21 protein-coding genes are annotated in these 25,740 nt (G+C 44.7%); 11 read left to right on the forward strand and 10 right to left on the reverse strand.

Annotated elements, in window-relative coordinates:
* Positions 1 to 28: 28 nt before the first annotated feature.
* The 3 genes from ptsP to FJQ87_RS09990 form a co-directional block, all read right to left on the reverse strand.
* A complete protein-coding gene (ptsP, locus tag FJQ87_RS09980; protein ID WP_140932503.1) occupies positions 29 to 2,611 on the reverse strand; it encodes a phosphoenolpyruvate--protein phosphotransferase in 2,583 nt (860 codons plus the stop codon).
* A gap of 521 nt (positions 2,612 to 3,132) precedes the next feature.
* Entirely contained in the window at positions 3,133 to 4,335 is a 1,203-nt protein-coding gene (locus tag FJQ87_RS09985; protein WP_140932504.1) for an IS256-like element ISSod4 family transposase, read from the reverse strand.
* Between the two features lie 316 nt (positions 4,336 to 4,651).
* Positions 4,652 to 6,079, reverse strand: coding sequence for an IS4 family transposase (locus FJQ87_RS09990; protein ID WP_140932505.1), 1,428 nt, complete (start codon positions 6,077 to 6,079; stop codon positions 4,652 to 4,654).
* Between the two features lie 126 nt (positions 6,080 to 6,205).
* Between FJQ87_RS09990 and FJQ87_RS09995 the strand changes: the two genes are divergently transcribed.
* The 4 genes from FJQ87_RS09995 to FJQ87_RS10010 all read left to right on the forward strand — a co-directional run bounded on the left by FJQ87_RS09995 (position 6,206) and on the right by FJQ87_RS10010 (position 8,471).
* Positions 6,206 to 6,808 carry a class I SAM-dependent methyltransferase gene (locus FJQ87_RS09995; RefSeq protein WP_140932506.1) on the forward strand — a complete coding sequence of 201 codons (603 nt, stop codon included), beginning with the start codon at positions 6,206 to 6,208 and terminating at the stop codon, positions 6,806 to 6,808.
* A gap of 135 nt (positions 6,809 to 6,943) precedes the next feature.
* Positions 6,944 to 7,351 (forward strand): GFA family protein, encoded by a 408-nt coding sequence (locus FJQ87_RS10000; protein WP_140932507.1) that lies wholly within the window; start codon positions 6,944 to 6,946, stop codon positions 7,349 to 7,351.
* Positions 7,352 to 7,384: 33 nt separating this feature from the next.
* Positions 7,385 to 7,882, forward strand: coding sequence for a GNAT family N-acetyltransferase (locus tag FJQ87_RS10005; protein ID WP_140932508.1), 498 nt, complete (start codon positions 7,385 to 7,387; stop codon positions 7,880 to 7,882).
* A gap of 121 nt (positions 7,883 to 8,003) precedes the next feature.
* Positions 8,004 to 8,471, forward strand: coding sequence for an OsmC family protein (locus FJQ87_RS10010; RefSeq protein ID WP_140932509.1), 468 nt, complete (start codon positions 8,004 to 8,006; stop codon positions 8,469 to 8,471).
* Between the two features lie 365 nt (positions 8,472 to 8,836).
* On the opposite strand, the gene FJQ87_RS10015 is transcribed toward FJQ87_RS10010, so the two are convergent.
* From FJQ87_RS10015 to FJQ87_RS10025, 3 genes are all read right to left on the reverse strand, one after another.
* Positions 8,837 to 9,625 carry a DNA-binding domain-containing protein gene (locus FJQ87_RS10015; RefSeq protein WP_140932510.1) on the reverse strand — a complete coding sequence of 263 codons (789 nt, stop codon included), beginning with the start codon at positions 9,623 to 9,625 and terminating at the stop codon, positions 8,837 to 8,839.
* Entirely contained in the window at positions 9,622 to 10,518 is an 897-nt protein-coding gene (locus tag FJQ87_RS10020) for a DUF692 domain-containing protein (RefSeq protein ID WP_140932511.1), read from the reverse strand. Before FJQ87_RS10020 ends, FJQ87_RS10015 begins: the two co-directional genes overlap by 4 nt.
* A gap of 108 nt (positions 10,519 to 10,626) precedes the next feature.
* On the reverse strand, positions 10,627 to 11,088 hold the full coding sequence (locus FJQ87_RS10025) for a hypothetical protein (protein WP_140932512.1): 462 nt from the start codon (positions 11,086 to 11,088) through the stop codon (positions 10,627 to 10,629).
* 479 nt (positions 11,089 to 11,567) lie between these two features.
* Here FJQ87_RS10025 and FJQ87_RS10030 point away from each other — a divergent pair, with 479 nt between their 5' ends.
* Entirely contained in the window at positions 11,568 to 13,532 is a 1,965-nt protein-coding gene (locus tag FJQ87_RS10030; RefSeq protein ID WP_140932513.1) for an LTA synthase family protein, read from the forward strand.
* 144 nt (positions 13,533 to 13,676) lie between these two features.
* On the opposite strand, the gene FJQ87_RS10035 is transcribed toward FJQ87_RS10030, so the two are convergent.
* Together FJQ87_RS10035 and emrD are read right to left on the reverse strand one after the other, a co-directional pair.
* Positions 13,677 to 15,059 carry an L-cystine transporter gene (locus FJQ87_RS10035; RefSeq protein WP_140932514.1) on the reverse strand — a complete coding sequence of 461 codons (1,383 nt, stop codon included), beginning with the start codon at positions 15,057 to 15,059 and terminating at the stop codon, positions 13,677 to 13,679.
* A 793-nt stretch (positions 15,060 to 15,852) separates the two neighbouring features.
* A complete protein-coding gene (gene emrD, locus FJQ87_RS10040) occupies positions 15,853 to 17,070 on the reverse strand; it encodes a multidrug efflux MFS transporter EmrD (RefSeq protein WP_140932515.1) in 1,218 nt (405 codons plus the stop codon).
* Positions 17,071 to 17,385: 315 nt separating this feature from the next.
* Between emrD and FJQ87_RS10045 the strand changes: the two genes are divergently transcribed.
* The 4 genes from FJQ87_RS10045 to FJQ87_RS10060 all read left to right on the forward strand — a co-directional run bounded on the left by FJQ87_RS10045 (position 17,386) and on the right by FJQ87_RS10060 (position 22,599).
* Complete coding sequence (locus tag FJQ87_RS10045; RefSeq protein ID WP_140932516.1) at positions 17,386 to 18,162, forward strand: tRNA-uridine aminocarboxypropyltransferase; 777 nt, start codon at positions 17,386 to 17,388, stop codon at positions 18,160 to 18,162.
* Positions 18,163 to 18,341: 179 nt separating this feature from the next.
* Positions 18,342 to 20,006: a BCCT family transporter gene (locus FJQ87_RS10050; RefSeq protein WP_206194394.1), complete on the forward strand. Its 1,665-nt coding sequence runs from the start codon at positions 18,342 to 18,344 to the stop codon at positions 20,004 to 20,006.
* Positions 20,007 to 20,008: 2 nt separating this feature from the next.
* Complete coding sequence (locus tag FJQ87_RS10055; protein WP_140932518.1) at positions 20,009 to 21,889, forward strand: putative nucleotidyltransferase substrate binding domain-containing protein; 1,881 nt, start codon at positions 20,009 to 20,011, stop codon at positions 21,887 to 21,889.
* 2 nt (positions 21,890 to 21,891) lie between these two features.
* Positions 21,892 to 22,599, forward strand: coding sequence for a 3'-5' exonuclease (locus FJQ87_RS10060; protein ID WP_140932519.1), 708 nt, complete (start codon positions 21,892 to 21,894; stop codon positions 22,597 to 22,599).
* A gap of 57 nt (positions 22,600 to 22,656) precedes the next feature.
* On the opposite strand, the gene FJQ87_RS10065 is transcribed toward FJQ87_RS10060, so the two are convergent.
* Entirely contained in the window at positions 22,657 to 23,301 is a 645-nt protein-coding gene (locus tag FJQ87_RS10065; protein ID WP_140932520.1) for a hypothetical protein, read from the reverse strand.
* A 232-nt stretch (positions 23,302 to 23,533) separates the two neighbouring features.
* Here FJQ87_RS10065 and FJQ87_RS10070 point away from each other — a divergent pair, with 232 nt between their 5' ends.
* Positions 23,534 to 24,025, forward strand: coding sequence for a hypothetical protein (locus FJQ87_RS10070; RefSeq protein ID WP_140932521.1), 492 nt, complete (start codon positions 23,534 to 23,536; stop codon positions 24,023 to 24,025).
* An 85-nt stretch (positions 24,026 to 24,110) separates the two neighbouring features.
* Positions 24,111 to 24,458 carry a hypothetical protein gene (locus tag FJQ87_RS10075; RefSeq protein WP_140932522.1) on the forward strand — a complete coding sequence of 116 codons (348 nt, stop codon included), beginning with the start codon at positions 24,111 to 24,113 and terminating at the stop codon, positions 24,456 to 24,458.
* Positions 24,459 to 24,498: 40 nt separating this feature from the next.
* Here the strand turns inward: FJQ87_RS10075 and FJQ87_RS10080 are convergent, their stop codons facing one another.
* On the reverse strand, positions 24,499 to 25,701 hold the full coding sequence (locus FJQ87_RS10080; protein WP_140930175.1) for an IS256-like element ISSod4 family transposase: 1,203 nt from the start codon (positions 25,699 to 25,701) through the stop codon (positions 24,499 to 24,501).
* Positions 25,702 to 25,740: the final 39 nt, after the last annotated feature.

Consider the following 25,740-nt stretch of genomic DNA (forward strand, 5'->3'; position numbering starts at 1 on the left):
TCAACAGTTAACCCGGTGAACAACGCTGTTATATTTCGCCTTTAACGGCCAGTAGCGTATTAGGTTCACGCATTAATGCTCGAACATCGTTGGCATCTGCGCAGCTCATGGCTTTTGCGGCGATGGCCTGACAGGCTTGTTGATTTAATTGCCGTACCTGATGCTTTACTTCGGGAATAGAAGGCACACTCACCGACAGTTCATCAATACCTAAGCCGACTAAAATAGGGACAGCATCTTTCTCGCCTGCCAGTCCGCCACAAATACCGGCCCACTTACCTTTGGCATGGGCGGCTTTAACCGTCATGTCAATGAGGCGTAATACCGCAGGGTGCAGTCCATCGGCGATGGCAGCTAACTTAGGGTGGCCCCGATCAATCGCTAAGGTATATTGGGTTAAATCGTTGGTGCCGATAGAGAAAAAGTCAACGTGCTCGGCTAATACATCGGCCATTAAGGCCGCCGATGGCACTTCAATCATGATCCCAATTTGAATGCCGCTAATGTCGATAGCCAATTTCTGCGCTTCTTCTTTAACGACTTGTTTGGCCAACTTAAGCTCAAACAAAGAGGCGACCATAGGGAACATAATGCGTAAGTTACCCGCATCCGCCGCCCTTAATAGGGCGCGCACTTGTTGGCGTAATACTGCAGGTTTATCTAAGCCGACACGAATACCGCGTTCACCAAGGAATGGATTATCTTCTTTAGGTAAAGGTAAGTAGGCTAAGGGTTTATCGCCGCCGACATCTAAGGTACGCACCACAAGAGGGCGCTCTCCTAAGGTTTGTAGTACCGCGCGATAAGCTTGTTCCTGTTCGGTTTCTGATGGCGCAACCGCTTGATCTTGATAGAGGAACTCAGAGCGCAATAGACCAACCGCTTCGCCGCCCATATCGACTAATTTTTGGGTATCGCTGACTTTAGCAATGTTACCGGCAATCTCAAATCGCACCCCATCTAAGGTCACTGCAGTGTCATCTTTTTGCGCCAAAGCTAAGGTTTTTTGCTGCTCAGCGGCATCTTTAGTGACTTGAAGCTGGGCCATTTCTGCGTCAGTCGGGGTCAATAACAGATAGCCCTTTGCGGTATCAAGCAACACCTCGGTGCCGTGCAAACTCATGACCTTAGCTTCAACACCCGCCATAGCAGCAATTCCCATGGCTCTTGCTAAAATCGCGCTGTGGCTGGATGAACCGCCTAAGGTGGTGCAAATGCCTTTAACAAAGGCGGGATTAAGTTTTGCGGTATCTGAAGGGGTTAAATCTTTGGCTACCAGAATAGTATTTTCAGGAAGTACAGCTGGAATTGTGTCTTGTGACAATCCTGCCATGATCCGTGAAACGCGATTACCGACATCTACCAGATCTGTTGCTCGCCCGGCGAGTAAAGGGTTGTCCATGGCTGCAAGTTTGTCGGCTTGGCGGCAAATGCTCTTACTCCAGGCATAAGGCGCTGACTTACCTTGCTGTAATTCAATGATACAGTTGTCGTACAAATCAGGATCTGAAATTAACTCTTGATGGGCCACAAAAATATCGGCTTTTTGCCCCATATTCTTGCTATGCAGCTCGGCAACCAATTCAGCTAAGGTTAAATTGGCTACTTTCATTGCATTATCAAGGGTTTGTTGCTCAATCTGTGCATCTTTGGCAAAGGTGTCAAACTTTGGGATTTCAGCTTCAATCACATATAAACGCCCCTTCACTTGACCTGGGGAGGCCTCAACGCCAATCAACTGACGTGGATCTTGACTCGTTTGCAGCAGCAGTGACGGCTCGGAAAATGGATCAAAGTCGCTTTTTACATCTTTAGTCACCACAGAAGCATCTGCGCCTTCTTCACCTAAGCCTGCCATAATCGCTGCGCTCAAGGCAGTAATGGCCGCTTGATGATCTTTACCTTTGGCAAGAATAACAATCTGCTCGCCACAGGCGATATCTAACCCCATGAGGCCAACCACACTGCGAGCATTGGCTTGTTTGCCGGCTTTTTCTATCATCACATCACATTGAAAGGGCTTAAGAGCTGTGACAATGGCTGCGGCAGGTCTGGCATGAATACCGGTTGGATTGATAACAACTAGTGGCTCTGAGCTAATCATGTCATCTGACTTAGTGACGGCACTCGCGGCCGCGGATACTTCGGCAGTAAATAACAGATCTCCCACGTTGACTAATTTTTCAGTCGTAGGCGTTAACGTAATAATTCTTGTCATATCAGTGAGTAATATCACGGTACGCAAGCTTTTTACACTACAGCCCACTTTATCTAAATCAAGCTCAATGAGTGGCGTCTTAGCTTTTACCGCATCACCCACAGTGACTAATGCCTTAAAGCCTTCGCCTTTCAATTTAACGGTATCGACACCTATGTGAAGTAGGATTTCAATGCCTGCGGCGGTTAATAAGGTGACGGCATGTTTAGATGGGTGTATTTGAGTGATAGTGGCATCACATGGGGCGTGCAATATGTTATTCGTCGGGTCTATCGCTAGACCATCGCCCACCATTTTTTGTGAAAATGCGGCATCAGGCACCTGACTCAGTGGACAGCTAATACCCGAGAACGGGGCCAGCAACTGAATCGCGGTTGAGGTATTTTTATTCATTAGAACTCCGTATTAAACACCTAACTACATAATATAAATGTATTTTATTTATTGTGGTGAAATGCTAGTGACTGACATTTGCACTTGCCATTCCCTTATTGACCTGATGTTTAGTCATAGTAAGAGAATGCCTTAACTAGGCCACTGCTTATCACTCCTTGATGAATAGGGGGAGTAGTCAACTTAGGTTTGTCACTGATGCAAAATTATCGAATTAATCTCTATCTGACGGACTTTAAGTTAACCACTTGTATTGAATGAAAATTACCATTTCAGTGATCTGCGTGATAGTCAGAAAAACCATAATTGAGACATAACAACACATAACCCATAGGCAGAGGTTGTTGTTTAACCACTCATAAGTAAAAGTAGGGCAAAAGTATGAGTGTGGTGGCCGATTCTACCAACCGGATTAAAGTATCAAGGGTAGCTTGGGATTTGCCGAATATAGCGAAGACATGTATCAATTTTACTTTGAGCTTGGGGAGGAGGGCGTTCAAAATTCTGTGTCAGGCTAATTTTTAAATTTCTAGCACGCTATCTAAACGCCCTTCAAAATAAATCGCTAACTGAGATAAACAAAGGCTCCAATTGTGGATTGGCATGGTCCATTTATCTGAGGCGTTTAATATGCCTGCATAAAGTAGCTTCAACAAGCTATTTTCATTAGGAAAAGCACCTTTGGTTTTGGTGAGCTTTCTAAATTGGCGATGTACCGCCTCAACGGCATTGGTCGTGTAAATCACTTTCCTGATATGTTCTGGGTACCTAAAATAATGGGACAAATTATGCCATTTGCGACGCCAAGAGTTGATTACCAGCGGATAAGCATCACCCCATTGGGCCTCCAGTTCGTCCAATGCCATCTCTGCGGCTTCTTTACTCACGGCTCGATACACAGGCTTTAAATCAGCCATAAACGCTTTCTGATGTTTTGAGGCGACATACTTCATTGAGTTGCGGATCTGGTGGATAACACATAGCTGTGTTTCCGTATTAGGGAAGATACTGGCTATCGCCTCAGGGAAACCGGTCAAGCCGTCAACACAGGCGATAAGAATATCTTTTACACCACGATTATTAAGATCGGTCAGTACGGATAGCCAGTAATTAGCGCCTTCATTTTCGGATAAATGAAGCCCTAAAATTTCCTTTTTTCCTTTCATATTAAGCGCTAACAATGTGTAAACGGCTTTACTGACGTAACGCCCATCCTCTTTGACTTTATAATGTATCGCATCAAGCCAAACGATAGGATAATGGCTATCTAATGGGCGCTGTTGCCACGCTTTAAGTTCGGGGATGAGTTTATCAGTGATAGCACTGACGGTTGCGTTAGACACATTGATCCCATACATATCTTCAACATGTTGATTAATATCGCGATAGCTCATACCTATACTGAACATCGATAACACTTTACGTTCGATTTCATCGGTTAGCGTAGTTTGGTTTTTCTTAATCAACTGAGGCTCAAAAGTGCCATTGCGGTCTCTAGGGGTGTCTAACTCAAAGTTACCGGACGGATGCTTAATGGTCTTAGGGGTTTTGCCATTTTTACGATTAGGCAGAGGATCATGCGCTAAATGCTGCTCAAGCTCAGCCTGGAGAGCCGCTTCAGTGAGTTGCTTGATCAGTGGACCAAGAATGCTGTCTTTACCTGTGAGGCTTTTACCTGACTGCAGATCTTTAAGGGCTTGTTCGAAGTTAAAAGGTTGGGTCATGTGTCATTCCTGTTTTTGAATATTTTACTGAAATGACACAGAATTATGAACACTACCTTGGGGAGTGGTAGGGGCTGGCTCTCGGTATTCTGGAATCGTTTGTTAGCTATCCGCCGAACATGATTTCGCACTTAGAGTTTGGTTATGAACTGGCTATGCTAATTCAATGTGTACCTGATGTCGTGAGGCGTATGATATGTGTTGTTTATGATATTGTTTTTAATGTTATTTTTAATGTTGTTTTTAATATTATGCGCCATGCGTAAAAATAGTTATTGCGTACCGCACACACTTGGGCCTGTCTCTTGATCAGATCTCATAGCGTTTCTCCGGCTTCAAATAGGGCTTTGGCTAAGCGATACCCCTTTACCTGAGCCTGAAGATCATCCCATCCCTCCCAAATCGTGGACCAGCTGGCCATTCCCGTGCGCTTGCTATCATTAAAGCCTCCTAGTTTGGCCAAGGATTGATAAGCCCACTTCATATTTGGGGCTTCTTTGCCTTTATGTCCCCTTGGCTTGTAGAGCTGCATCAGTACTCGCCATTCATCATTCTCTAAGACATTGCTGCAGCTTTGATTTTCCATGCTTTGCGCTGCTTCGATTTGCCCTCTTTTTCTCAGATAAATTGGCAGGCTCATCACTTCCCGAAGTTGCAGTAGCCGCACACCAATAAAGCAAAGTATCGAGGCCGCTCGCTCAAGGTTGTCTGGCGATGTCATGCGTAACCTTTCAACCCCCGCGCCGGTTTTCCACGCCTTATGAAAGTCCTCAATGCGCCATCTAGTGGTATAAATATCAATCACATGAAGTTGCTGCGCCAACGTGTCAATCGGCTCACTGGTCAGTAGCATCCAAGATAGTCCATCTTCACCTTGGGGAGGATTGAGCTCTTGTGCGTACACCACATTAATCGCATGCTGCTGACGATTATGTTTGATGTTAACCGCACTGGCTTTGAGGGTGAGTTTGGCTGTTCGCGAGGGACGATTCTTGCTTTTCCCACTGGCTTCCTTTATGCCTTTTTGTGGGATGGCGATGGTGTATCCGCCGGTAACGGGATGACTATCCATGTGCTCAAACAGCTTAGCCTCGTATTCTACTAGGTTTCTTGCATGTTTTGCCCGCACCACAAACCGTTCACTATGTGATTGTTTATCCGATAAATAATGCATGATATCCGCTTCTCTATCACACACTGAGATCACTCGCGACATGTGAGCCTGCAAGCGTTGCCGCGTAAAATAGGATGCATCGGCCCATTTACCGCTCTCTTTTTCATCGGCCTCGTTGGGATTATCAGGTCGACACCACCAATCTTGGTGGATCAAGCCCAAGGTCCGAGAAGTATGGCTATCCAGTAGCAAGACAGAATGAACCCACCAACCACGAGACTTATCGGTAGGTTTGCCTAATTTCCCTAATTCAGACGCCACACTGTGCTTATAACTCAGGGCTGTCGTGTCTTCGAGAGCAAGTATTTCATTTATATTTTCAATCGCTTGGGCGGTGCGAGCAAAACCGGCGGCTCTGATCATAGATGGGCTAACATTATCATTGCGGATCAATCGATAGGCTCCTTCGAGTTTGGCATCTTCACCATTACAAGATCTGGCAACCGATTTACCGCTGCCAACCGCCATGTGTTCAGCGACGACGGTTAACCTTGCCGCTCGTCGTTTATCACCTAGCTCAGTATGATGAAAGTGATCATATGCCCATTTGTTCGGGTTAAAAATTGACATTAAAAAAGATGAAGTGAGTGAATTTGCATGATCTGATCATCGCCAGTCAAGAAAGTTCCATTTTTTGCTAATAATTTGTGTAGAAGAGACAGCACTTGGGCAGTGCTAAGTTTACAGGAGGGGGGAGTGAGCGCAGAAAAAATAGCAACAGCTTACAATCAAATTACTCATCGGTGGAATAGTGATGAATTTGATATGAGTAACGGCATATTACAGCACCAAAAAGCCATCAGTTTTGTTAAAAATCGCGGCAAGGCATTAGATGTTGGCTGCGGTTGCACTGGGCGTTTTATTGATTTGTTATTGGATGAAGCTTTTATGCCGGCAGGTATCGATATTTCACCAGCAATGCTCAAGATTGCGAGGGCAAAGCACCCCGACATTCACTTTATTCTGGGGGATATTGGTCAATATGAATTATCCGACAAATATGATTTCATTACCGCTTGGGACAGTATTTGGCATAGCCCTTTGGCAGAGCAAAAGTCATTGATTACCAAAATAGTGGCAAGCTTGAATATCGGCGGCGTGTTTATCTTTTCATTTGGTGGTACCGATACTGCAGACTCTCACTCGAACCATTCCATGGGGCCAGAGCTGCACTATTCATCCCTAGGTGTGAATGGTTATTTAGCATTATTCATTGAGCTTGGATGTGTTATCAGGCACTTAGAATTTGATCAGTATCCAGAGCTCCATACTTACCTTGTGGTAGAAAAAGCCGAATAAGGGCTTTAACCTGGCTGTTAATGAATGAGTGGCGTACACCCTCGACATCAGCAATTTTCATGACTGTGATTTCGGTAAACTCAACGTTTTGGCAGCGAGCCAAAGGCGGGCGATAGGTGCGAGTAAGGATCTAATATGGCTTTAAATCTAACAGAAGTTGATGGGGTAATGATCAACGCCAAACACACAGCGACTTGTCATTGTGGTTCGGTTGAGTTTGAATTGGATTTGCCAGAGGGGCTGGTGGATTTACGCCGTTGTGATTGCTCGCTTTGCCGCAGGCGAGGGGCGATTGCGGCATCAATTCCGCTGTCGGCTATAAAAATTATCAAAGGGGCTCAGCTGTTAACCCTCTACCAGTTTAATACCCATACCGCTAAGCATTATTTTTGTCGTAAGTGCGGTATTTATACCCATCAACAACGCAGATCAAACCCGACCCAATATGGTTTTAATGTTGGGTGCTTGGAAGGCATTAACCCGTTAAAAATACCCAACATACCCACCTATGATGGTGTTAACCATCCTGCTGATAGTAAATAATGGCGCAATGGATTTTTTAGGAAAGTAGACATTATGGTCATTGAAGTTCGACGCGCTGAGCCTTCAGATGCTAACGCAATCAAAGATATTTACGCCTGCACCAATGCTTATACCGAGACGTTGCAGTTACCGCTACCTTCTTTAGCGCTGTGGCAAAAGCGTATTCAAGCGGGTGCTGACCATGTTTATGCTTATGTCGCTGAGCATGATACTGAGGTGGTGGGACATGTGGTTTTTGAGCTCTGTCCTAACCCAAGACGTCGTCATGTCGGCACCTTTGGTATGGGCGTCACCGACAGCGCTCAAGGCTTAGGTGTCGGCAGCGCCTTGCTAGCTACCATTATCGATTTAGCAGATAACTGGCTCAATCTAAAGCGAATCGAGTTGACGGTTTATGTGGATAACGCGCGAGCCATCCATTTGTATAAGAAATTCGGCTTTGAAGTCGAAGGAGAGTCGAAAGCCTATGCCTTCAGAAATGGGCATTATGTTGATGTTTACCACATGGCTCGAATCGTAGCGCACGTATAAAGAGCGCCAACAACTGCGTAATCAAGGCATGGCATTTCTGGAGTCAATGACGAGCGTAGATAGTGCTGAACATGCCAATAGTTCTAATAGGGCAAGCAATATATCAGTCACGGAGGGGTAAATGTCACAACATTCAGCCAAGGTCAGTTGGCAGCGCAGCGATGGCGAAGCTTTTACAGATAATCAGTACAGTCGCGCTCACACTTGGGATTTTGATGGTGGCGCCAGCATATTAGCCTCAGCATCACCCCAGGTTGTTCCTTTACCGTTATCTGTTGCCGCGAATGTTGATCCAGAAGAAGCATTTATTGCGGCATTATCAAGTTGCCATATGCTGGTGTTTTTATCGATTGCCGCCAAGCAAAGATACCTTGTTGATAGTTACACCGACCATGCCGTTGGCACTTTAGGTAAAAACAGCAAAGGTAAAACTTCAGTGACTCAGGTAGTGCTAAGGCCTCTCGTCAAATTTGGTGGTGCTAAGCAACCAAGCTTAACGCAGCTTGAAAAAATGCATCATGTGGCGCATGACAATTGTTTTATTGCTAACTCAGTTGAAACCCAAGTAGTAACAGAAATTATCCGCTGACAAAGGCTTTAAGATGGGCAAAGTTAAGGTTTTCATTTCTAGGGCTAAAGTGGATATGGCGCTGCGCTTGAATCTAAGTGCTTGAATCTAAGTGCTTGAATCTAAGTGCTTGAATCTAAGTGCTTGAATCTAAGTACTTGAATCTAAGTACTTGAATCTAAGTGCTTGAATCTAAGTACTTGAATCTAAGTACTTGAATCTAAGTACTTGAATCTAAGTACTTGAATCTAAGTACTTGAATCTAAGTACTTGAATCTAAGTACTTGAATTTAGTGCTGGGATTAAGTGCTTGAGGCTCTGCCAATACTTCCGCTCAGAGTGACTTTCAAGACTTATGTGTCATCAATGGTTTGTTTTAACAAAGATTATTGGTCGTTCAACCCTATGATAAGCCCCATGTCAAACCAGGCTTGTAAGGCGATTAATACTTGCTGCGCCGCGTGCTCGGCATCGAAAAACTGCATCATCAATTCACACTGCTGCGCGAAATTAAGCCCTTGGATAAACCCCATCAGTAATTGGTATTGGAAAGGGAGCAGGGACATAAATTCGGTTAAGCGCGAGTCGCCGCGCCACAGTAACCAATAGCGACTAGCGCTATAGTCGGGTGCCGTTGGTGCTTGCTCGGCTTTGATACTTTGCCAAGCTTCCACGGCATTACTTTGGCATTGGAAAATTTGCATACTGGGATGAAACCGCAATTGGCATGTGGGCCAGAGCTCCGCGGGTAATTGCTGTAAATCACTAAAGCTTAGTCTTAGCGCATCTCGCGCATCAAATGTATTAAGTAAACGGCGCTCAAAGGCGGCGATATCCGTTAAAATAGGATGCTCAGCAAAAGGCGGCTGTTGAGTTAAAAAGCGTGGTAAATCATCGCAAAAATCGCGCAATGACGGCACGCTTGATGGGTGCTGCTGGATGTAAAGGCGCGCCATGTCATCAAATAAGTCATCGCCTAAATAGAGGCCAAGTATTTCATGATCTGTTTCTATGGTTTCGATTAAGCGTAGCTGGTAGGCATTACGATAAATAGCCATTCTGGTCTCTGCCGTAATCTTGCCTTGCTCCACTATGTGGCTTTGCAATGTTGCGGCGTCACCTGTATTTAAATAATCCATAAAGCTATGTTGCAACTCGCGTAATGATGCACTCATGCACTGAGTCCTTGTGTTGGTGTCGCAGGTATCGGATCAAGAGTGCGTGTGGCTAGATCGGGGAATTGCTGGGCGGCGAGGCGTGATGCTTGTTGCAACTCATGTTCTAATGCGGGGAAGGCGGGAATATTGCCATCTCGTTCTATCATAGTGCTCACTAAACCAAAGCGTTGCAAGGCTTGCTGGTATAACTGCCACACTGGCTCTACAACATCTTGATCATGAGTATCAATCACATAGTCGCCATAATCACTGTGACCGGCGAGATGAAACTGCTGCACCCGCTTAGGGTTTATTTTATTGAGGTACTCAAGGGCGTTAAAGCCATGATTACGGGCGCTGACGTAGATATTATTTATATCAAGCAAAATCAAACAGTCAGCTTGTTCTGCTAATGCATTTAAAAATTCCCACTCATCCATACTCGAATCTTGATACGACAAATAGCTAGAGACATTTTCGAGTAAAATTCGCCGTCCCAAAAAATCTTGCACTTGGCTCACGCGCTTTGCAACGTGCTCTATGGTTTCTTGGGTGTAAGGTAGCGGCAATAGGTCATGGCTATTTTGGCCATGCACTGAGGTCCAACATAAGTGATCAGAAATCCATTTAGGCTGCACCTCGTTGGCAAGTTGTTTAAGCGCCTTGAGGTAAGCCATATCTAATGAATTGGTGCCGCCAATGGACATAGATACGCCATGCATCACCACTGGATAACGCTCGGCAATGGCATGCAAATAATATTTAGGTTTACCGCCTGCCACCATAAAGTTTTCTGACAGCACTTCAAACCAATCCACATGTGGCTGATGCTGCAATACATGCTCAAAATGGGCGGTGCGCAGGCCTAAGCCAAACCCTAAAAAATCATAGCCAAGCGGATCATTTGCCATGTGTGTCCTAGATTTACTAAAAAGAAGGGACATCCGATAAGTTTGCCTTTATGTCGTCTGAGTGACTAAAGGCAAACCGTACCGAGCTTAATACTTAGTCAATGGGGATTACGAGCTAGTTTTACCGCCAATGTCTGCGCAAGATTTTGCGGGTGCTTTAACAAAACCTTTGCCTTTACAACTAGCATGACCGCCACAGGCGTTTTCCGCAGTTTTACAATCATTATGGCCTTTACAGGTATTGACGCCATAACATTGCACTAAGTCAGCTTTTGCTATTTCGCCTTTCCAATCATCTTTTACGCTGCCGCCCACATCCGCACACGCCTTGCTTGGCATGGCAACAAAGCCTGTGCCTTTACAACTGGCTTTACCGGAACAGGCATTGTCAGCCGTTTTGCAATCATTGTGTCCGCCGCAGGTATTCACGCCATAGCAATGCACTAAGTCCGTTGAGTCTGCGGCAGCGGCCACTTTCTCAGTGCTTTGGGCATGGGCCATTTGCGACATACCAGCCATTGCCATAGCAAGAGCGGCTCCGGTAAATACTTTTTGCGCTGTTTTATTCATCAAATCTTCCTCATTAACTGCACCAAGTGTTGGTAGTGTAATTTTAGCTATTTGATATGAAGGCTATTTTTGCTTAACGCGTGCAATGAACCGCTGCAAAGAAAGCCAAGTCCTTACGCACCCACAAGATGCAGGTGACATATAGACCTTAGGCTATGAGCAAAACTTTCGTGTAATAACAAAATAATTTTATGACTGTTACTTTTTAATGGCTTAAATTGGAGGGCGATATGTGCAGGTCAAATAACGCGCGCTATTTAGCAATCAAATTTTAGTATTTAGGCATAAGGCAGTGAACAAGTTGAACGGGTAAATTTAAACACTGAGGGTTAGCCGCCACGGATTAATCTGATGTATTTCAAACTATTCCAAGTGAGTGACATAGTGTAAGGTGGCTGTTGTTAACTTAATGTTGTCATTTGGCCGGTAGCGAAAGAGACCTTAAATGTGCATGTGGATAGAGTTGTTTGGAGGCATCAATGTTGTCAGCGTTATCAGTTCGCTTAGCTCAATCTCGTGTCGGTCCGTTGGGAACGATTTTCATCTTCTGTTTATTGGTGTTGTTGATTTCAACTTTAAGCCGGATTGGTTTGGGGTTATGGCAAGCCGAACGCGTGGCGGCGATGGATGGTTGGCCTCATTTATTAATTCAAGGATTACGAGTTGATATTGCCACTCTTTGTTGGCTATGGGGAATTGCTGCCCTCGGCAGCGTAGTATTTGCAAGTAACAATGTTATTGGTCGGATGTGGCTGGTGGTATTACGGCTTTGGCTGACGTTGGGTTTATGGGCCATATTATTTTTAGAAGTTTCGACCCCTGCATTTATTGAAGAATACGGTATTCGCCCCAACCGCTTATATGTGGAATACCTGATTTACCCGAAAGAAGTGTTGTCTATGTTATGGGCGGGTCGCAAGTTAGAGTTGATATTTGCTGTGGTATTAAGCCTGGCAACCTTGTGGGGCGGCTGGCGACTAAGTGGCAGATTAACCCGCAATTTACGCTTTCCGCTTTGGTACTGGCGCCCGGTATTAGCCGTTATGGTGGTGGCGGTCACCTTGCTTGGGGCGCGCTCAACGTTAGGCCATAGGCCGCTTAATCCTGCCATGGTTGCATTTGCCGATGACCCGCTAGTAAATTCGTTAGTGACTAACTCTGCCTATTCGCTCGTTTTTGCTATCAAACAAATGGGGAGTGAAGAAGATGCTGCCAAGATATACGGGCAATTAGAGTATGCCGACATTGTTGCCACTATTAGGCAAGAAAGTGGCCGTCCCGCTTCGGCGTTTACCTCCACCGAAATACCGTCATTAAGTTTTAATCAAGCAAGCTATAGCGGTAAACCCAAAAACTTGGTTATTTTGCTGCAAGAAAGCCTAGGTGCCCGTTTTGTCGGCAGTTTAGGGGGCTTACCTTTAACCCCCAATATCGACGAACTCTCACAACAAGGGTGGTATTTTGATAATTTATACGCTACAGGTACTCGCTCGGTGCGTGGCATTGAAGCGGTAGTGACAGGTTTTACGCCAACGCCAGCCAGCGCTGTGGTTAAATTAGGTAAGAGCCAAACTGGGTTCTTTACCTTAGCCGCATTGCTTAAAAAACATGGTTATACCACTCCGTTTGTCTATGGCGGCGAAAGTCATTTTGACAATATGCGCAGTTTCTTTTTGGGCAATGGTTTTAGCACTATCGTCGAGCAAAAAGATTATACGGCACCAGCATTTGTTGGCTCATGGGGAGTGTCTGATGAAGATTTAATGCGCAAGGCTAACAGCGAGTTTAGGGCACTCCATGCCCAAGGTAAGCCGTTTTTTAGTTTAGTGTTCAGCTCAACTAATCATGATCCCTTTGAATTTCCAGATGGCCGCATCCAGCTCTATGAAGAGCCAAAACAAACGCGTCATAACGCAGCCAAATATGCCGATTATGCTGTGGGTGAATTTTTTAAACTCGCCAAACAATCTGACTATTGGAAAGACACGATTTTTATTGTTGTGGCCGATCATGATAGCCGCGTTGGTGGCGCGGATTTAGTACCAATATCGCGCTTTCGTATTCCTGGGCTAATTATTGGGGAAAACATTACGCCAAAGCGCGATCAACGAATAGTGAGTCAAATTGATTTACCGCCAACGTTATTGTCGTTAATGGGCATTTCCGATTATTACCCTATGCTTGGGCGCGATTTAACCCAAGTAAGCCCCGATTGGCCAGGGCGCGCTATGATGCAATACGATAAAAACTTTGCCCTGATGGAAGGCAACAGCGTGGTGATTTTACAACCTGAAAAAAGCGCCAAAGGATTTCAATACGATAGCAAGACACAGAAGCTCAACGATCATGCGCCCGCTGTCGCAGCGTTAGAGAAAAAAGCGGTCAGTTGGGCTTTGTGGGGCAGCCTAGCTTACGATCAAGGACTGTACCGTCTTGCCAATTGATACTTAAAGCAGTTGATCGTTATGCTTGGATTGTTAGATAGGGTGTTTAGACAGTCGAGCTTTAACTAAAAAAATGGCTGCCATATATGGCAGCCATTTTTATTGAGATAATTACTGGTGTGCTATTTGAGATAGCGAGCGCGCTTAACTCAGGGCTTTTTTGTCTAAACCATTATCTAGGTCATTATCAACATCATCACTACTGAGCTTTAGCACCCGACTGGTCACAGTACCGGCGGTCATTGAGCCGCTGACATTGATGGCGGTGCGACCCATATCAATTAATGGCTCAATCGAAATCAGTAAGCCAGCTAAGGCGACCGGCATGCCCATGGTCGATAACACTATGATGGCAGCAAAGGTTGCGCCGCCGCCAACACCAGCAATACCAAATGAACTTACAGTCACAACTAATACTAAGGTCGCGATAAACATAGGGTCTAGCGGGTTGATACCAACCGATGGCGCTATCATCACCGCTAGCATGGCAGGATAAAGACCCGCACAACCGTTTTGACCCATGGTGGCACCAAAGGAGGCCGAGAAGTTGGCAACCCCTGGGTGGTTCTTTAAGCGGTTGATTTGCGTTTCAATGTTCAGTGGCATAGTGCCAGCGGATGAGCGCGATGTGAAAGCAAACATTAATGCTGGCGCGGTTTTTACCAAATAATCCCAAGGTTTTACGCCAACTAAAGCGACTAACACTAAGTGCATCACCAAAATGATGAATAGGCCCACGTAAGAAGCGATAACAAAGGTCATTAAACTTTGAATAGCCGCTAAGTCTGAGCTTGCCAGTACTTTAGTCATCAAAGCCAGCACGCCGTAAGGGGTTAGCGCTAACACTTTACGAACCATCACAGTGACTAAGTTTTGTGCTACTTCCATAAAATGGGTGAAGCTTTTACCTAATTCAGGTTTAGTTTGCGTGAGAGTGACTGCTGATAATCCCATAAAGATGGCAAATATCACTACCGCTATGGTAGATGTCGGTCTTGCGCCAGCGAGATCGGCAAACGGGTTACCTGGGAAGAAGCTTACTATCATATCGGCAATAGATAAGGTCGATACTGAAGCTAAGCTTGCCTCTAGCGCATTACCGCGAGCAAGTTCTTGGGTGCCTTTAACTATGTCATCGGCATTAAGATGAAACAGACTGGCAATGGCAACCCCAATTAAGGCCGAAACAGCAGTGGTCGCTAATAATACGCCAATACTTAAGCCCGAAATTTTGCCAAGTGACGAGGCATTTTGCACTTTTAAAATTGCGCCAATAATCGACACTAAAATAAGCGGCATAATGATCATTTTCAGCAAGCTAATATAGCCAGCCGCTATGATGTTGATGTATTCCAAGGCGCTTTCAATATCGGTTGCGCTTAATAAGCCCTGCATGGCAGCGCCATAAATCACGCCCATCAGTAAACCGACAAATACCGATTTAGATAATGACTGACTGCGCTTATGGTATTTAGCCAAGGCGATAAGTAATACTGCAAAAAAAACTAAGCTTAATATCAGAGTCATAAGACTTCCTTCAAGGGCAATCTATCCCGAGCATTATGGTTGTAACTATTGTGGGATTGGTTAATCAAAAAGTTACTTTATCACAGCTAGTAATGACAGTCCTTAACATCAAGGGCTTGATTTACTTACATCTGTATAGAGAATCTAAGGATTAAGGTGACTAATATGGCAGGCATTATAAATTACCAAATCAACTAACGCTTATAACTTACAGTTCTATAATAGTGTCGTAAATCCATATGTTATTAAGTTGTAGTCTTGGGCGAGCGTTCGCTCATTAATAGCGTGCAAAAAATAGCAACAAGGCGCGTTTGTTGATGACTAGCTGATGAGTAAGTGTTTGAAAAGAAGTAGCTTTACTTTGTTGGAATTAAGGCGGCTAACCAGGTTCTCATAATATGAATAATGTGGTGTTAATAAGATGTTGGCGCTCGTGGTGTAATGGCATTGCGTGACTGCAGAAATATTGCACAACTAGTTTGATGGGGGAGTTAGACTGCTCGATGTAAACAGCATGGCTAACGTCAAGCGGGTTTACTTAAGGGATGAACTTGATGAATCTAAACATTGAAGAGGAGGTGTAGGCGTAACTCAAGCAACTCAAGTGACTAAAGCAATGAACTAACTATAACCAAAGCAATTAACGATAAGCCAAGACATCAAAGTAGCTCGCCCTTAATCAGAGCGAGCTTAGATCATCTGCATCTAGTGTTGGCAGCTTAGCTAATACGCCATGGCTAATGCACTATGGCTAAAGTACTATGGCTAAAAGGCTTAGCTGCAAGATTAGCGTTTACAGCAAATTAGCATCAGTGATCTGATTATCTTGTTCGCAATTTTTGGCCCATGTTAATGCCAAAATCACTAACACCACCATCACAGCGCAGAGTAAACCAATACTAAATTGTCCATGCATAGGCACGAGTGACATAGCTAATGCCGCTAATCCGGCGCCAAAGTTCTGTAATCCCCCTAACAAAGCGCCCGCAATACCAGCTTGACGAGGGAAGGGCTCAAGAGCCGCCGAGGTTAAGGTTGGGAATAAAACCCCCGCGCCGCAGAAAAATAGAACAGAGCCGACTAATAATGTCCAGCCAATAACCCAGCCAGATAACCCAGGTATAAGTAAAAATAAGGCGCCAGCGCCAAGTAAGGCGATACCACGGTTAGTCAGTTTGCGCATCGAGCTAGTTCTTGATGCCATAAAGGCACCAACTAAGTAACCAGGAATAGGCGCCACGAAATACAGACTCACCCACAGCGGTGACATTTGTAATGACTGACCATATAACACGCCAGCAATGGCTTCAAATGCGGCAATACCAGCAAAGGTAGCGACCAAGGACAACACATAACCGCGAAACGGTTTATGGTTTAACACCAGTGCGTATGATGCTAATACAGGGCGCTTTTCACGGCGATTTTCAGGTAACGATTCTTTAAAACCAAACAATAAACACAGCCACACTAAGGTACCAAAGGCGGCCAAGCAGTAATAAACGGCATGCCAATCAAAATAAGTGGTAGTTACCGAGCCTAAAAAGGGGGCCACTAATGGCAAAAACACCACAGCCATAGAGACATAGCTATTAAAGGTTTTGAGTTCATCACCAAAATAATAATCACGTGGAATGCTGCGACTTAAGGCACCAGCCGCCGCAGTACCCATGCCTTGCAAGGTCGATGCTGCTATCAGTAACCAAAAGGTTTGGCTATTGGCCGCAATAATAGCGCCCACCACAAATAAGGCTAAGCCGAATAATAGGGGCAGTTTACGGCCAATACGGTCTGAAATTGGGCCATAAAGAAATTGAAACAAACCATAGGCCAATAAGTAACTGGCCATAATGGCTTGTAAACCCGACGCACCTATTTGCAAACTGTCGCCAATTAAGGGCAGGGCGGGCACAAAAATGGTTTGCGCCATCTGTCCGCAGGCCACCATTAACACTAACATAATTAAAATTTGGCTCATGGCGGGCTGAGCATTGGACGACAAGGGGGAAGACATGAATTCACCGAATAATATGGGGTTGAGATAATTCGCGCATTCTAACCGTTGAAAATACAAGTTCAAGGGCTGCAGGGCTTATTAATCAAGTATATTTTTTACTAGCAGGCATTAGTTTTTTGTAGATAAACAGCCCGTAAACTTAAGCTTACACTTAGTGAATATAAGGTTGCTTAGGTTTAACTCGAGTAGCTGTGGGTTAATGCTATGTAATGTATTACTGGTGCTAGCGAGTCCTTAATGCACATGGGTTTGCTTGTCGAAACTAGCTGGAGCGAGTAAACTCAGCGCACTTTTCTTGTCATTGAATTCAACATGCCCAGCTCAATCATTCCCCATGCAGTCCATCATCTCTATCAATATCGTTTATCGATTGCGACTAAGGCATTTGCGGCGCGAGGCCATAAATTAGTTCGTTGTCCTTTGTGCTTGTTATCAGTGACTTATTGTACTTGTGCGTTACGTAAGCCCTTATCTAGTCAAGCATCATTTATGCTGCTTATGTATGACGGTGAAGTGTTAAAGCCAACTAATTCTGGGCGTTTGATTGCTGACTTAATTCCAGAGACTCACGCATTTTTATGGTCACGAACTGAGATAGACCCCAAAATACTGGCATTGATAAATGATCCCGCTTATCAAGCTTATGTGGTTTTTCCGGGCGAATATGCCGATAAGGGCCAAACCATAGTCAATCGCATTGATATGCCAAGCTTAAATGGCAAACGTCCACTTTTTATTATGCTTGATGGCAGTTGGCGCGAAGCGGTTAAAATGTATCGTAAGAGCCCGTATCTGCATGGATTACCGTTGCTTTCGTTCGATGCTAATCAACTGGCTCGTTATGCCTTACGTAAAGGGCAGCATGATTTTCAGTTTGGCACTGCAGAAGTGGCTGTTATGGTGTTAGATGCCATGGACGAAGCGGCTAATGCCTTAGCCATGAATGCGTGGTTTGAATTGTTTGTGGAAGCCTCGCTGCTTGGGCGCAATCGTCGCCCTAAAGATAGCCTGACGCCTTTTAGTGAGTATGTGGCTAACTTTGAACTGAGCTATCAGCAAGCTCAAATCACAACCCACAGTAAGCTTTAGCAACAAGCTTGATGAAAATTAATAAAGTAACATTAACCTAACGCTCAGCTTTAGGGTGATCAAGCTCACAGTCATGGTCGTTAGTTTGATGTAATCTACCTTTTTGATAATGACAGTCGCTACGGCGATTGTCTTTTCTAAAGGAGTAATTTTTGTCAGATAAGAGTCTTGAAGAAATCATGTCACCGGATGGTGACGTTAATCCCATAGATACGGACTACCGTATTGGTCAAGATAATATCGCACTCACAGTGGGTCCCTTCGGTTTAGATTTTCATAATCGTGTTTTTATCATCTCCGCCTTGTTAAGTTTAGTGGTGGTCATCATCACCTTAGTATTCCAGTCCACCGTTGAGCCAGGGTTTACCTTTATACGGCAGTGGATCACCTCGAATTTAGATTGGTTCTTTCTCTCAACCGCCAACATCATCTTACTGGTCTGTTTAGGCCTTATCTTTTCGCCACTAGGGCGAGTGCGCATTGGTGGCACTGAAGCTTTGCCAGATTATGGCTACTTAACCTGGTTTTGTATGTTATTCGCCGCGGGCATGGGCATAGGCTTAATGTTTTTTGGCGTGGCTGAACCTATCAGTCACTTTAATAGTGCTGTAGCGGGGCAAACAATTAGCGCAGGCGTAAGAACTGATTTTGCGCCGTTAGCGGGCGCGCTGGGCGATAGCCAGCAAGCGCAACAGTTAGCCATGGCGGCCACCATTTTGCACTGGGGCTTACATCCTTGGGCCATTTATTCCATGCTCGGCTTAAGTTTGGCTATTTTTAGCTTTAACAAAGGCTTACCTCTTACTATCCGCTCAATTTTTTACCCTTTGCTCGGCGAGCGAGTGTGGGGCTGGCCTGGGCATATCATAGATATTCTTGCGGTAGTCGCGACCTTATTTGGGCTGGCAACATCCCTTGGCTTTGGCGCCTCGCAAGCTGCCGCGGGCTTACATTATTTGTTTGATGTGCCGCTTGGGGTAAAAACACAAATTGTATTAGTGTTTTTAATCACAGGCTTAGCTCTGGCATCCGTGTGGGCTGGATTAAACGCCGGCGTTAAGCGTTTATCTGAAATTAACATGGGTCTGGCTGCCTTATTGTTAGTGTTCGTCATTGCTGTGGGGCCAACCCTTGCCATAGCCACAGGTTTCTTTGAAAACTTAGGCGCGTATTTAACCTATTTACCTGACTTATCCATGCCATTTGCGCGTGATGATTTAGGTTTTATCCATAGCTGGACTGCCTTTTATTGGGCGTGGTGGATCTCTTGGTCGCCTTTTGTCGCCATGTTTATTGCGCGGGTATCGCGTGGTCGCAGCGTTAGGGAGTTTGTCACCTGCGTCTTGCTTATCCCATCAAGTGCCTGCGTATTGTGGATGACTGTCTTTGGTAATACTGCCATTGATTTAGTGGTTAATCATGATGTTAAGCGCTTAGTGAGCGCTGAATTGCCGCTTCAGCTCTTTACCATGTTAGATGCCTTGCCGTTAGCCAATATCACCTCTGTTATTGCAATTATTTTAGTGGTGATTTTCTTTGTGACGTCAGCAGATTCAGGTTCGCTAGTGATAGATACCATAGCGGCAGGTGGCAAAACGGATGCGCCGCGAGCGCAGCGGGTATTTTGGTGCAGTTTTCAGGGCTTAGTCGCCATCGCCTTAATTTTAGGTGGCGGTCTGGCGGGATTACAGGCCATGACAGTATCGGCGGGCTTACCTTTTGCCTTGGTATTACTGGTCGCTTGTGTATCTCTTATCAAGGGATTAATGAGTGAGCCTCGGCCACCGCAAGAGATAACAAAAATAACACCTCCTACATCTAAACTGCCCAAGGTTAGGACATAACCGTGACTGTTGAAATCGCTGAAGTTGCAGATTTTATCTGCCAGTTTGCCCCGTTTGATCATTTATCAACCGAGATCATTGCTGAAATATCTCAGCATGTAGAAGTGCAATATCATCGCCAAGGTTCAGTGATCCTTGAGCTTGACCAAGAAATTCACCATTTATACATGGTGCGCTCAGGCGTGGTTGAGCTGTATCGCAATAGCGGCAAGTTACAGCATAGGCTCGCCAGTGGTGATATTTTTGGGCAAAAGGGCTTATTACTCAACCATAGGGTAAAAATGCCGGCAACAGCGAAAGAAGACTGCTTACTCTATTGCATTGATGCTGGCATGTTTGACTGGTTACTTAAACATGACGCTGAATTTGCTAGTTTTGTTGAGATAGAAAGTCGAATACGCTTGCAGCAAGCCGTGTCCAAATTTGAAGAAAATAGTTTTACCGGTGTTAAGGTAAAAAGCTTAATCACGCGTGAATTAGTGACCTTAACCCGCACGGATTCCATCACCTGCGCCGCGCAATTAATGGCGGCCCAAGATGTGTCGTGTTTATTGATAACCGATCCGGATAAACCAATCAGTGATGCCGATAATGATGACCAAGTGATTGGCATGATCACAGATAAAGACTTCAGAACTCAGGTGGTGGCTGCTGGCATAGACTCAAGCCTTGCGGTTGACACCATAATGACCACAGGACTTGTGCAAGTAGATAGTAACGCTTATGTATTTGAAGCCATGATGATCATGCTTAAATATAAGCTCAAGTATTTACCCATAGTGAAAGCGCGGCGCACCATAGGCATTCTGGCAATGTCGGACTTAGTGCGTTACGAGTCGCAGTCAAGCTTGTTACTGGTGCAATCTATTTGGCAGCGGCAAAGCCGCGATGAGTTAGCAGAAATGCGGCCACTCATGTTGGAATGTTTTAGCCGCTTAGTGGAACAAGCTGCCAATTCACACATGATAGGTAGCGCCATGGCGGTGATTGGGCGCAACGTCATACAAAAACTGATTGATTTATTTGAGCAAGAGCATGGCTGCGCCCCGGCGCCTTTTGCATTTATGATCTTAGGTTCTATGGCGCGTGATGAACAGTTACCTGTGACAGATCAAGATCATGCGATAATTCTGGCCGATGATATTAGTGATTCACAACGTCTCTATTTTAATCAATTGGCACAATTTGTGAGTGATGGCATGAGTCAATGCGGCTTTAGTTATTGCCGCGGCGGCATTATGGCCACCAATCCCAAATGGCAAATGACTTTAGCACAATGGGAAAGTCGCTTTTGCCTGTGGATAGATAACCCAAGCCATGCCTCCTTGTTAGATGCCAATATCTTTTTCGACCTAGATTGCGTGTACGGCAGGCAAGATTGGGTCGATGAGCTTAATAGCGTGATTAGCCGCCGGGCAAAACGCAATAATCGCTTTTTGGCGGCTATGGCGTATAACGCCTTAAATCGCACCCCGCCGTTAGGGTTTTTTAGGGGATTTGTAATGGAGCAAGATGGTCGCCATCGCAATATTATTAATCTTAAACGCCGTGGCACTGCGCCTTTAGCCGATCTTATTCGCGTGCATGCATTAGCCGTTGGCTCGCGCGCACAAAACTCGTTTGATCGCTTAGATGACATTATTAGCGCTGGTATTTTACCCAAAGGGCGAGGAGAGGATTTACGCGCGGCAATGGAATGCATTTCACTGGTGAGAATTCGCCAACAAGCGTTAGCCATTCGCAGCGGCGAAGAGTTAAATAATGATGTGTTGCCAGATAACTTGTCAGAATTTGAGCGCCGCACCTTAAAGGATGCCTTTCAAGTATTATCTCACGCGCAAAAGTTCTTAAAGTTTCGCTATCAGCCCAATCGAAGTCTTTAACTATGACTATTAAGGTAGCCAGCAGTTGGGATGAGTATTACCAGGCGCGAGCGATGCAAACGCAACATCTGCCCATTGGCGATTTTTTTGCCGCGGGATGCGTGCCAAGTAGCAGTCATTTAGCCGATGTAGATTTTGTGGCCATGGATTTTGAAACCACAGGGCTCTCCCCCAGTAACGATGATATTGTTAGCATTGGCTTAGTACCCTTTACTTTACGCGGTATTGCATTAGCAAAGGCGCAGCATTGGTTACTTAAACCACAAGTGCCTTTAGATCATGAGTCAGTGATAGTGCATGGCATTACCCATAATGAAATCGGCAATGCTCCTGATTTACAAGATATTTATGCTGAAGTGCTGCAAGTCATTCAATCCAAAATTGTGGTGGTGCATTATCGCAGCATAGAAAGGGAGTTCTTAGACCAAGCGCTGCAGCTGCGTTTAGGTGAGGGCGTGCGTTTCCCTGTGATTGATACTATGGAACTTGAAGCCTTAATTAATCCACCGCCGGCGCCTTGCTGGTGGCGTTTTTGGCAGACGAACAATAGAGTGTCATTGCGCTTAATGGATAGCCGCGAGCGTTATCACTTACCTAGATATCAGCAGCATCATGCCTTAACCGATGCTTTAGCCACGGCAGAACTGTTTCAAGCGCAAGTGGCTTGGCATTATCAGCCTGACAATGCCATTAGCACTCTCTGGTGTTAATGGTTTTTTATGTTGATTGTGCGCCCTGCAGATTTGGTATGTTGCGGGCGGACACCATTAACAACCATGATCGTAAATAGTCGTAGCAAAGGTGAGCGGTTCATTAGTTTTGGGCTGTAAAGCCGCCGCTGAAGTCGCATCCACCTTAGCTTCAATATTGGTGGATATATTTGTGGTGGTTGTATTGGTGGTGATAGGGGCTTCAATATTGGTTTGGGCGTAAATCAACATACATTCTTGCCACCAGGCATTATCTTTCATTTCTGTCGGAAAAATCACTGCATGCGCATGGGGGCCGCTGCCAGCTAAGGCCAAGGTCATGCTATCGGCCAGTGGAATAAAACACACTTCATTGGCTTGGGTTAAATCGCCGCAGCTCAGCGAGCCATCGCTATTTTTGCTTAAGCCATTCATAGGAATATTCATGGCCGTCAATAACGACAATGGCGTTGGGTTTCCTCGATAGAAACTATATTCCTGCCCCTTTAGCGTTATGGTGCCTGTGCCATTAGGTAAGGCCGCAATTTGTTGGGCTTCAGAGAGAATTTGATACGTGCTATTAAAGAGTTGCTGATATTCAAGCAAGATCACTTGGCGGTTTTTATGCCAGCCCACTAAATAGAACAAGGCTGAAAACAGCACCATGACCACCAGCAAAGGCAAAATAAAGCGGATAGCATTATTGGAACGTGCAAGTTGCATACTTGATTCCTGTTATTTGCGCTGGGGCAAAAGTGGTTGTGGGACTGGTATCAATTTGATCTTATCTATATAAGCATAAACCTTTACGTATAAATAGCAGCGCAGAGTAAGCTTGTCTTAAAATTAATGAAGCGAGCATATAAAAACGTAAGGATTTCAAATACAAACTTGCTTAGACCAGCTAAGTAGAACATAATCCAGCGTTAAATGGTATAACCATACAAAGGTGAATATGGATTGGCAGTATCACGGCGAAGCGCCAAAGGCTGGTCGAAAGTTATTATTAGTGCTTTGGGATGAAATCCCATTTGCCTTGCCGTTAATGTATCGCTACATGACCAAAGACTATTATCGTCGTAAGCCAGAATGGTTTGAATTTACGTTAACCAATGAGCAATCATTAAGTGGCTTACCTCTGTATGCCAACTTAAATGAGTTGATGAAATCGTTACTCGAACTCAGACGCCAAGGTGATGAGCAGCAACATGCCGCGTTAGCGCAAGTTAACTTATTACTGAATCAATACTTTAGCGATCTTGGTTGGCGAATGGTGCGCCGCGAATTATCACAGATTAAAAAGCGCCAGAAGAAAGGGCATATTGAAGTCAGTAAAGATATTATCGAAAAGCTTAAAAGCTATATGGTGAGCTATCAGTTTGATAGTTTTGATGATGCTATCGATAATTTGTTATCGGTAGAAGTTAATGCTATTGAACTTGATTAATGGCAGATGCCAATTAGCTGTTTATACTTTATGAGTAGTTGAGGATTTTAGCTGCGCCCCAGGCAACTTAAACAAGGAGTTAACTATGTCAGCCAATGTGCTACCGCAAGATCAAAATCAAGGACCGTTGTCAGTATTGTGTCGCGTTGAACCCGGTTGTTTAGGCCCTAATGGTATTGATCATATTGAAGAGTTTTGTTTGCTAGCCAATCGCGCCATTCCACAAATGAGCTCAAACATTGCACTGTGGCAATTTACGCCAAGGTATGATAAATCATTGCCTGAATTACAATATTTACTCAACAATAAAGTATTAACTTCCGCCCAAGCCGAGCGTTACTTAGAGTTGCATCATTATGAACTTGATGATTTTGAAGAAAAACTGCATGAAAGGTTATCAAAGCTAATTAATCAATATTTAGCTAGGCAGTAATTACTTGGAGGGCGTTCAAAATTCTGTGTCAGGCTAATTTTTAAATTTCTAGCACGCTATCTAAACGCCCTTCAAAATAAATCGCTAACTGAGATAAACAAAGGCTCCAATTGTGGATTGGCATGGTCCATTTATCTGAGGCGTTTAATATGCCTGCATAAAGTAGCTTCAACAAGCTATTTTCATTAGGAAAAGCACCTTTGGTTTTGGTGAGCTTTCTAAATTGGCGATGTACCGCCTCAACGGCATTGGTCGTGTAAATCACTTTCCTGATATGTTCTGGGTACCTAAAATAATGGGACAAATTATGCCATTTGCGACGCCAAGAGTTGATTACCAGCGGATAAGCATCACCCCATTTGGCCTCCAGTTCGTCTAATGCCATCTCTGCGGCTTCTTTACTCACGGCTCGATACACAGGCTTTAAATCAGCCATAAACGCTTTCTGATGTTTTGAGGCGACATACTTCATTGAGTTGCGGATCTGGTGGATAACACATAGCTGTGTTTCCGTATTAGGGAAGATACTGGCTATCGCCTCAGGGAAACCGGTCAAGCCGTCAACACAGGCGATAAGAATATCTTTTACACCACGATTATTAAGATCGGTCAGTACTGATAGCCAGTAATTAGCGCCTTCATTTTCGGATAAATGAAGCCCTAAAATTTCCTTTTTTCCTTTCATATTAAGCGCTAACAATGTGTAAACGGCTTTACTGACGTAACGCCCATCCTCTTTGACTTTATAATGTATCGCATCAAGCCAAACGATAGGATAATGGCTATCTAATGGGCGCTGTTGCCACGCTTTAAGTTCGGGGATGAGTTTATCAGTGATAGCACTGACGGTTGCGTTAGACACATTGATCCCATACATATCTTCAACATGTTGATTAATATCGCGATAGCTCATACCTATACTGAACATCGATAACACTTTACGTTCGATTTCATCGGTTAGCGTAGTTTGATTTTTCTTAATAAACTGAGGTTCAAAAGTGCCATTGCGGTCTCTAGGGGTGTCTAACTCAAAGTTACCGGACGGATGCTTAATGGTCTTAGGGTTTTTGCCATTTTTACGATTAGGCAGAGGATCATGCGCTAAATGCTGCTCAAGCTCAGCCTGGAGAGCCGCTTCAGTGAGTTGCTTGATCAGTGGACCAAGAATGCTGTCTTTACCTGTGAGGCTTTTACCTGACTGCAGATCTTTAAGGGCTTGTTCGAAGTTAAAAGGTTGGGTCATGTGTCATTCCTGTTTTTGAATATTTTACTGAAATGACAC

The sequence above is a fragment of the Shewanella sp. SNU WT4 genome (assembly GCF_006494715.1).
GTDB lineage: Bacteria > Pseudomonadota > Gammaproteobacteria > Enterobacterales > Shewanellaceae > Shewanella.

Bases quoted from the DNA above. Each gene is read 5' to 3' on its own strand.
- ptsP (WP_140932503.1), bottom strand. From the start codon at position 2,611: ATGAATAAAAATACCTCAACCGCGATTCAGTTGCTGGCCCCGTTCTCG.
- FJQ87_RS09985 (WP_140932504.1), bottom strand. From the start codon at position 4,335: ATGACCCAACCTTTTAACTTCGAACAAGCCCTTAAAGATCTGCAGTCA.
- FJQ87_RS09990 (WP_140932505.1), bottom strand. From the start codon at position 6,079: ATGTCAATTTTTAACCCGAACAAATGGGCATATGATCACTTTCATCAT.
- FJQ87_RS10000 (WP_140932507.1), top strand. From the start codon at position 6,944: ATGGCTTTAAATCTAACAGAAGTTGATGGGGTAATGATCAACGCCAAA.
- FJQ87_RS10005 (WP_140932508.1), top strand. From the start codon at position 7,385: ATGGTCATTGAAGTTCGACGCGCTGAGCCTTCAGATGCTAACGCAATC.
- FJQ87_RS10010 (WP_140932509.1), top strand. From the start codon at position 8,004: ATGTCACAACATTCAGCCAAGGTCAGTTGGCAGCGCAGCGATGGCGAA.
- FJQ87_RS10015 (WP_140932510.1), bottom strand. From the start codon at position 9,625: ATGAGTGCATCATTACGCGAGTTGCAACATAGCTTTATGGATTATTTA.
- FJQ87_RS10020 (WP_140932511.1), bottom strand. From the start codon at position 10,518: ATGGCAAATGATCCGCTTGGCTATGATTTTTTAGGGTTTGGCTTAGGC.
- FJQ87_RS10025 (WP_140932512.1), bottom strand. From the start codon at position 11,088: ATGAATAAAACAGCGCAAAAAGTATTTACCGGAGCCGCTCTTGCTATG.
- FJQ87_RS10030 (WP_140932513.1), top strand. From the start codon at position 11,568: ATGTTGTCAGCGTTATCAGTTCGCTTAGCTCAATCTCGTGTCGGTCCG.
- FJQ87_RS10035 (WP_140932514.1), bottom strand. From the start codon at position 15,059: ATGACTCTGATATTAAGCTTAGTTTTTTTTGCAGTATTACTTATCGCC.
- emrD (WP_140932515.1), bottom strand. From the start codon at position 17,070: ATGTCTTCCCCCTTGTCGTCCAATGCTCAGCCCGCCATGAGCCAAATT.
- FJQ87_RS10045 (WP_140932516.1), top strand. From the start codon at position 17,386: ATGCCCAGCTCAATCATTCCCCATGCAGTCCATCATCTCTATCAATAT.
- FJQ87_RS10050 (WP_206194394.1), top strand. From the start codon at position 18,342: ATGTCACCGGATGGTGACGTTAATCCCATAGATACGGACTACCGTATT.
- FJQ87_RS10060 (WP_140932519.1), top strand. From the start codon at position 21,892: ATGACTATTAAGGTAGCCAGCAGTTGGGATGAGTATTACCAGGCGCGA.
- FJQ87_RS10065 (WP_140932520.1), bottom strand. From the start codon at position 23,301: ATGCAACTTGCACGTTCCAATAATGCTATCCGCTTTATTTTGCCTTTG.
- FJQ87_RS10070 (WP_140932521.1), top strand. From the start codon at position 23,534: ATGGATTGGCAGTATCACGGCGAAGCGCCAAAGGCTGGTCGAAAGTTA.
- FJQ87_RS10075 (WP_140932522.1), top strand. From the start codon at position 24,111: ATGTCAGCCAATGTGCTACCGCAAGATCAAAATCAAGGACCGTTGTCA.
- FJQ87_RS10080 (WP_140930175.1), bottom strand. From the start codon at position 25,701: ATGACCCAACCTTTTAACTTCGAACAAGCCCTTAAAGATCTGCAGTCA.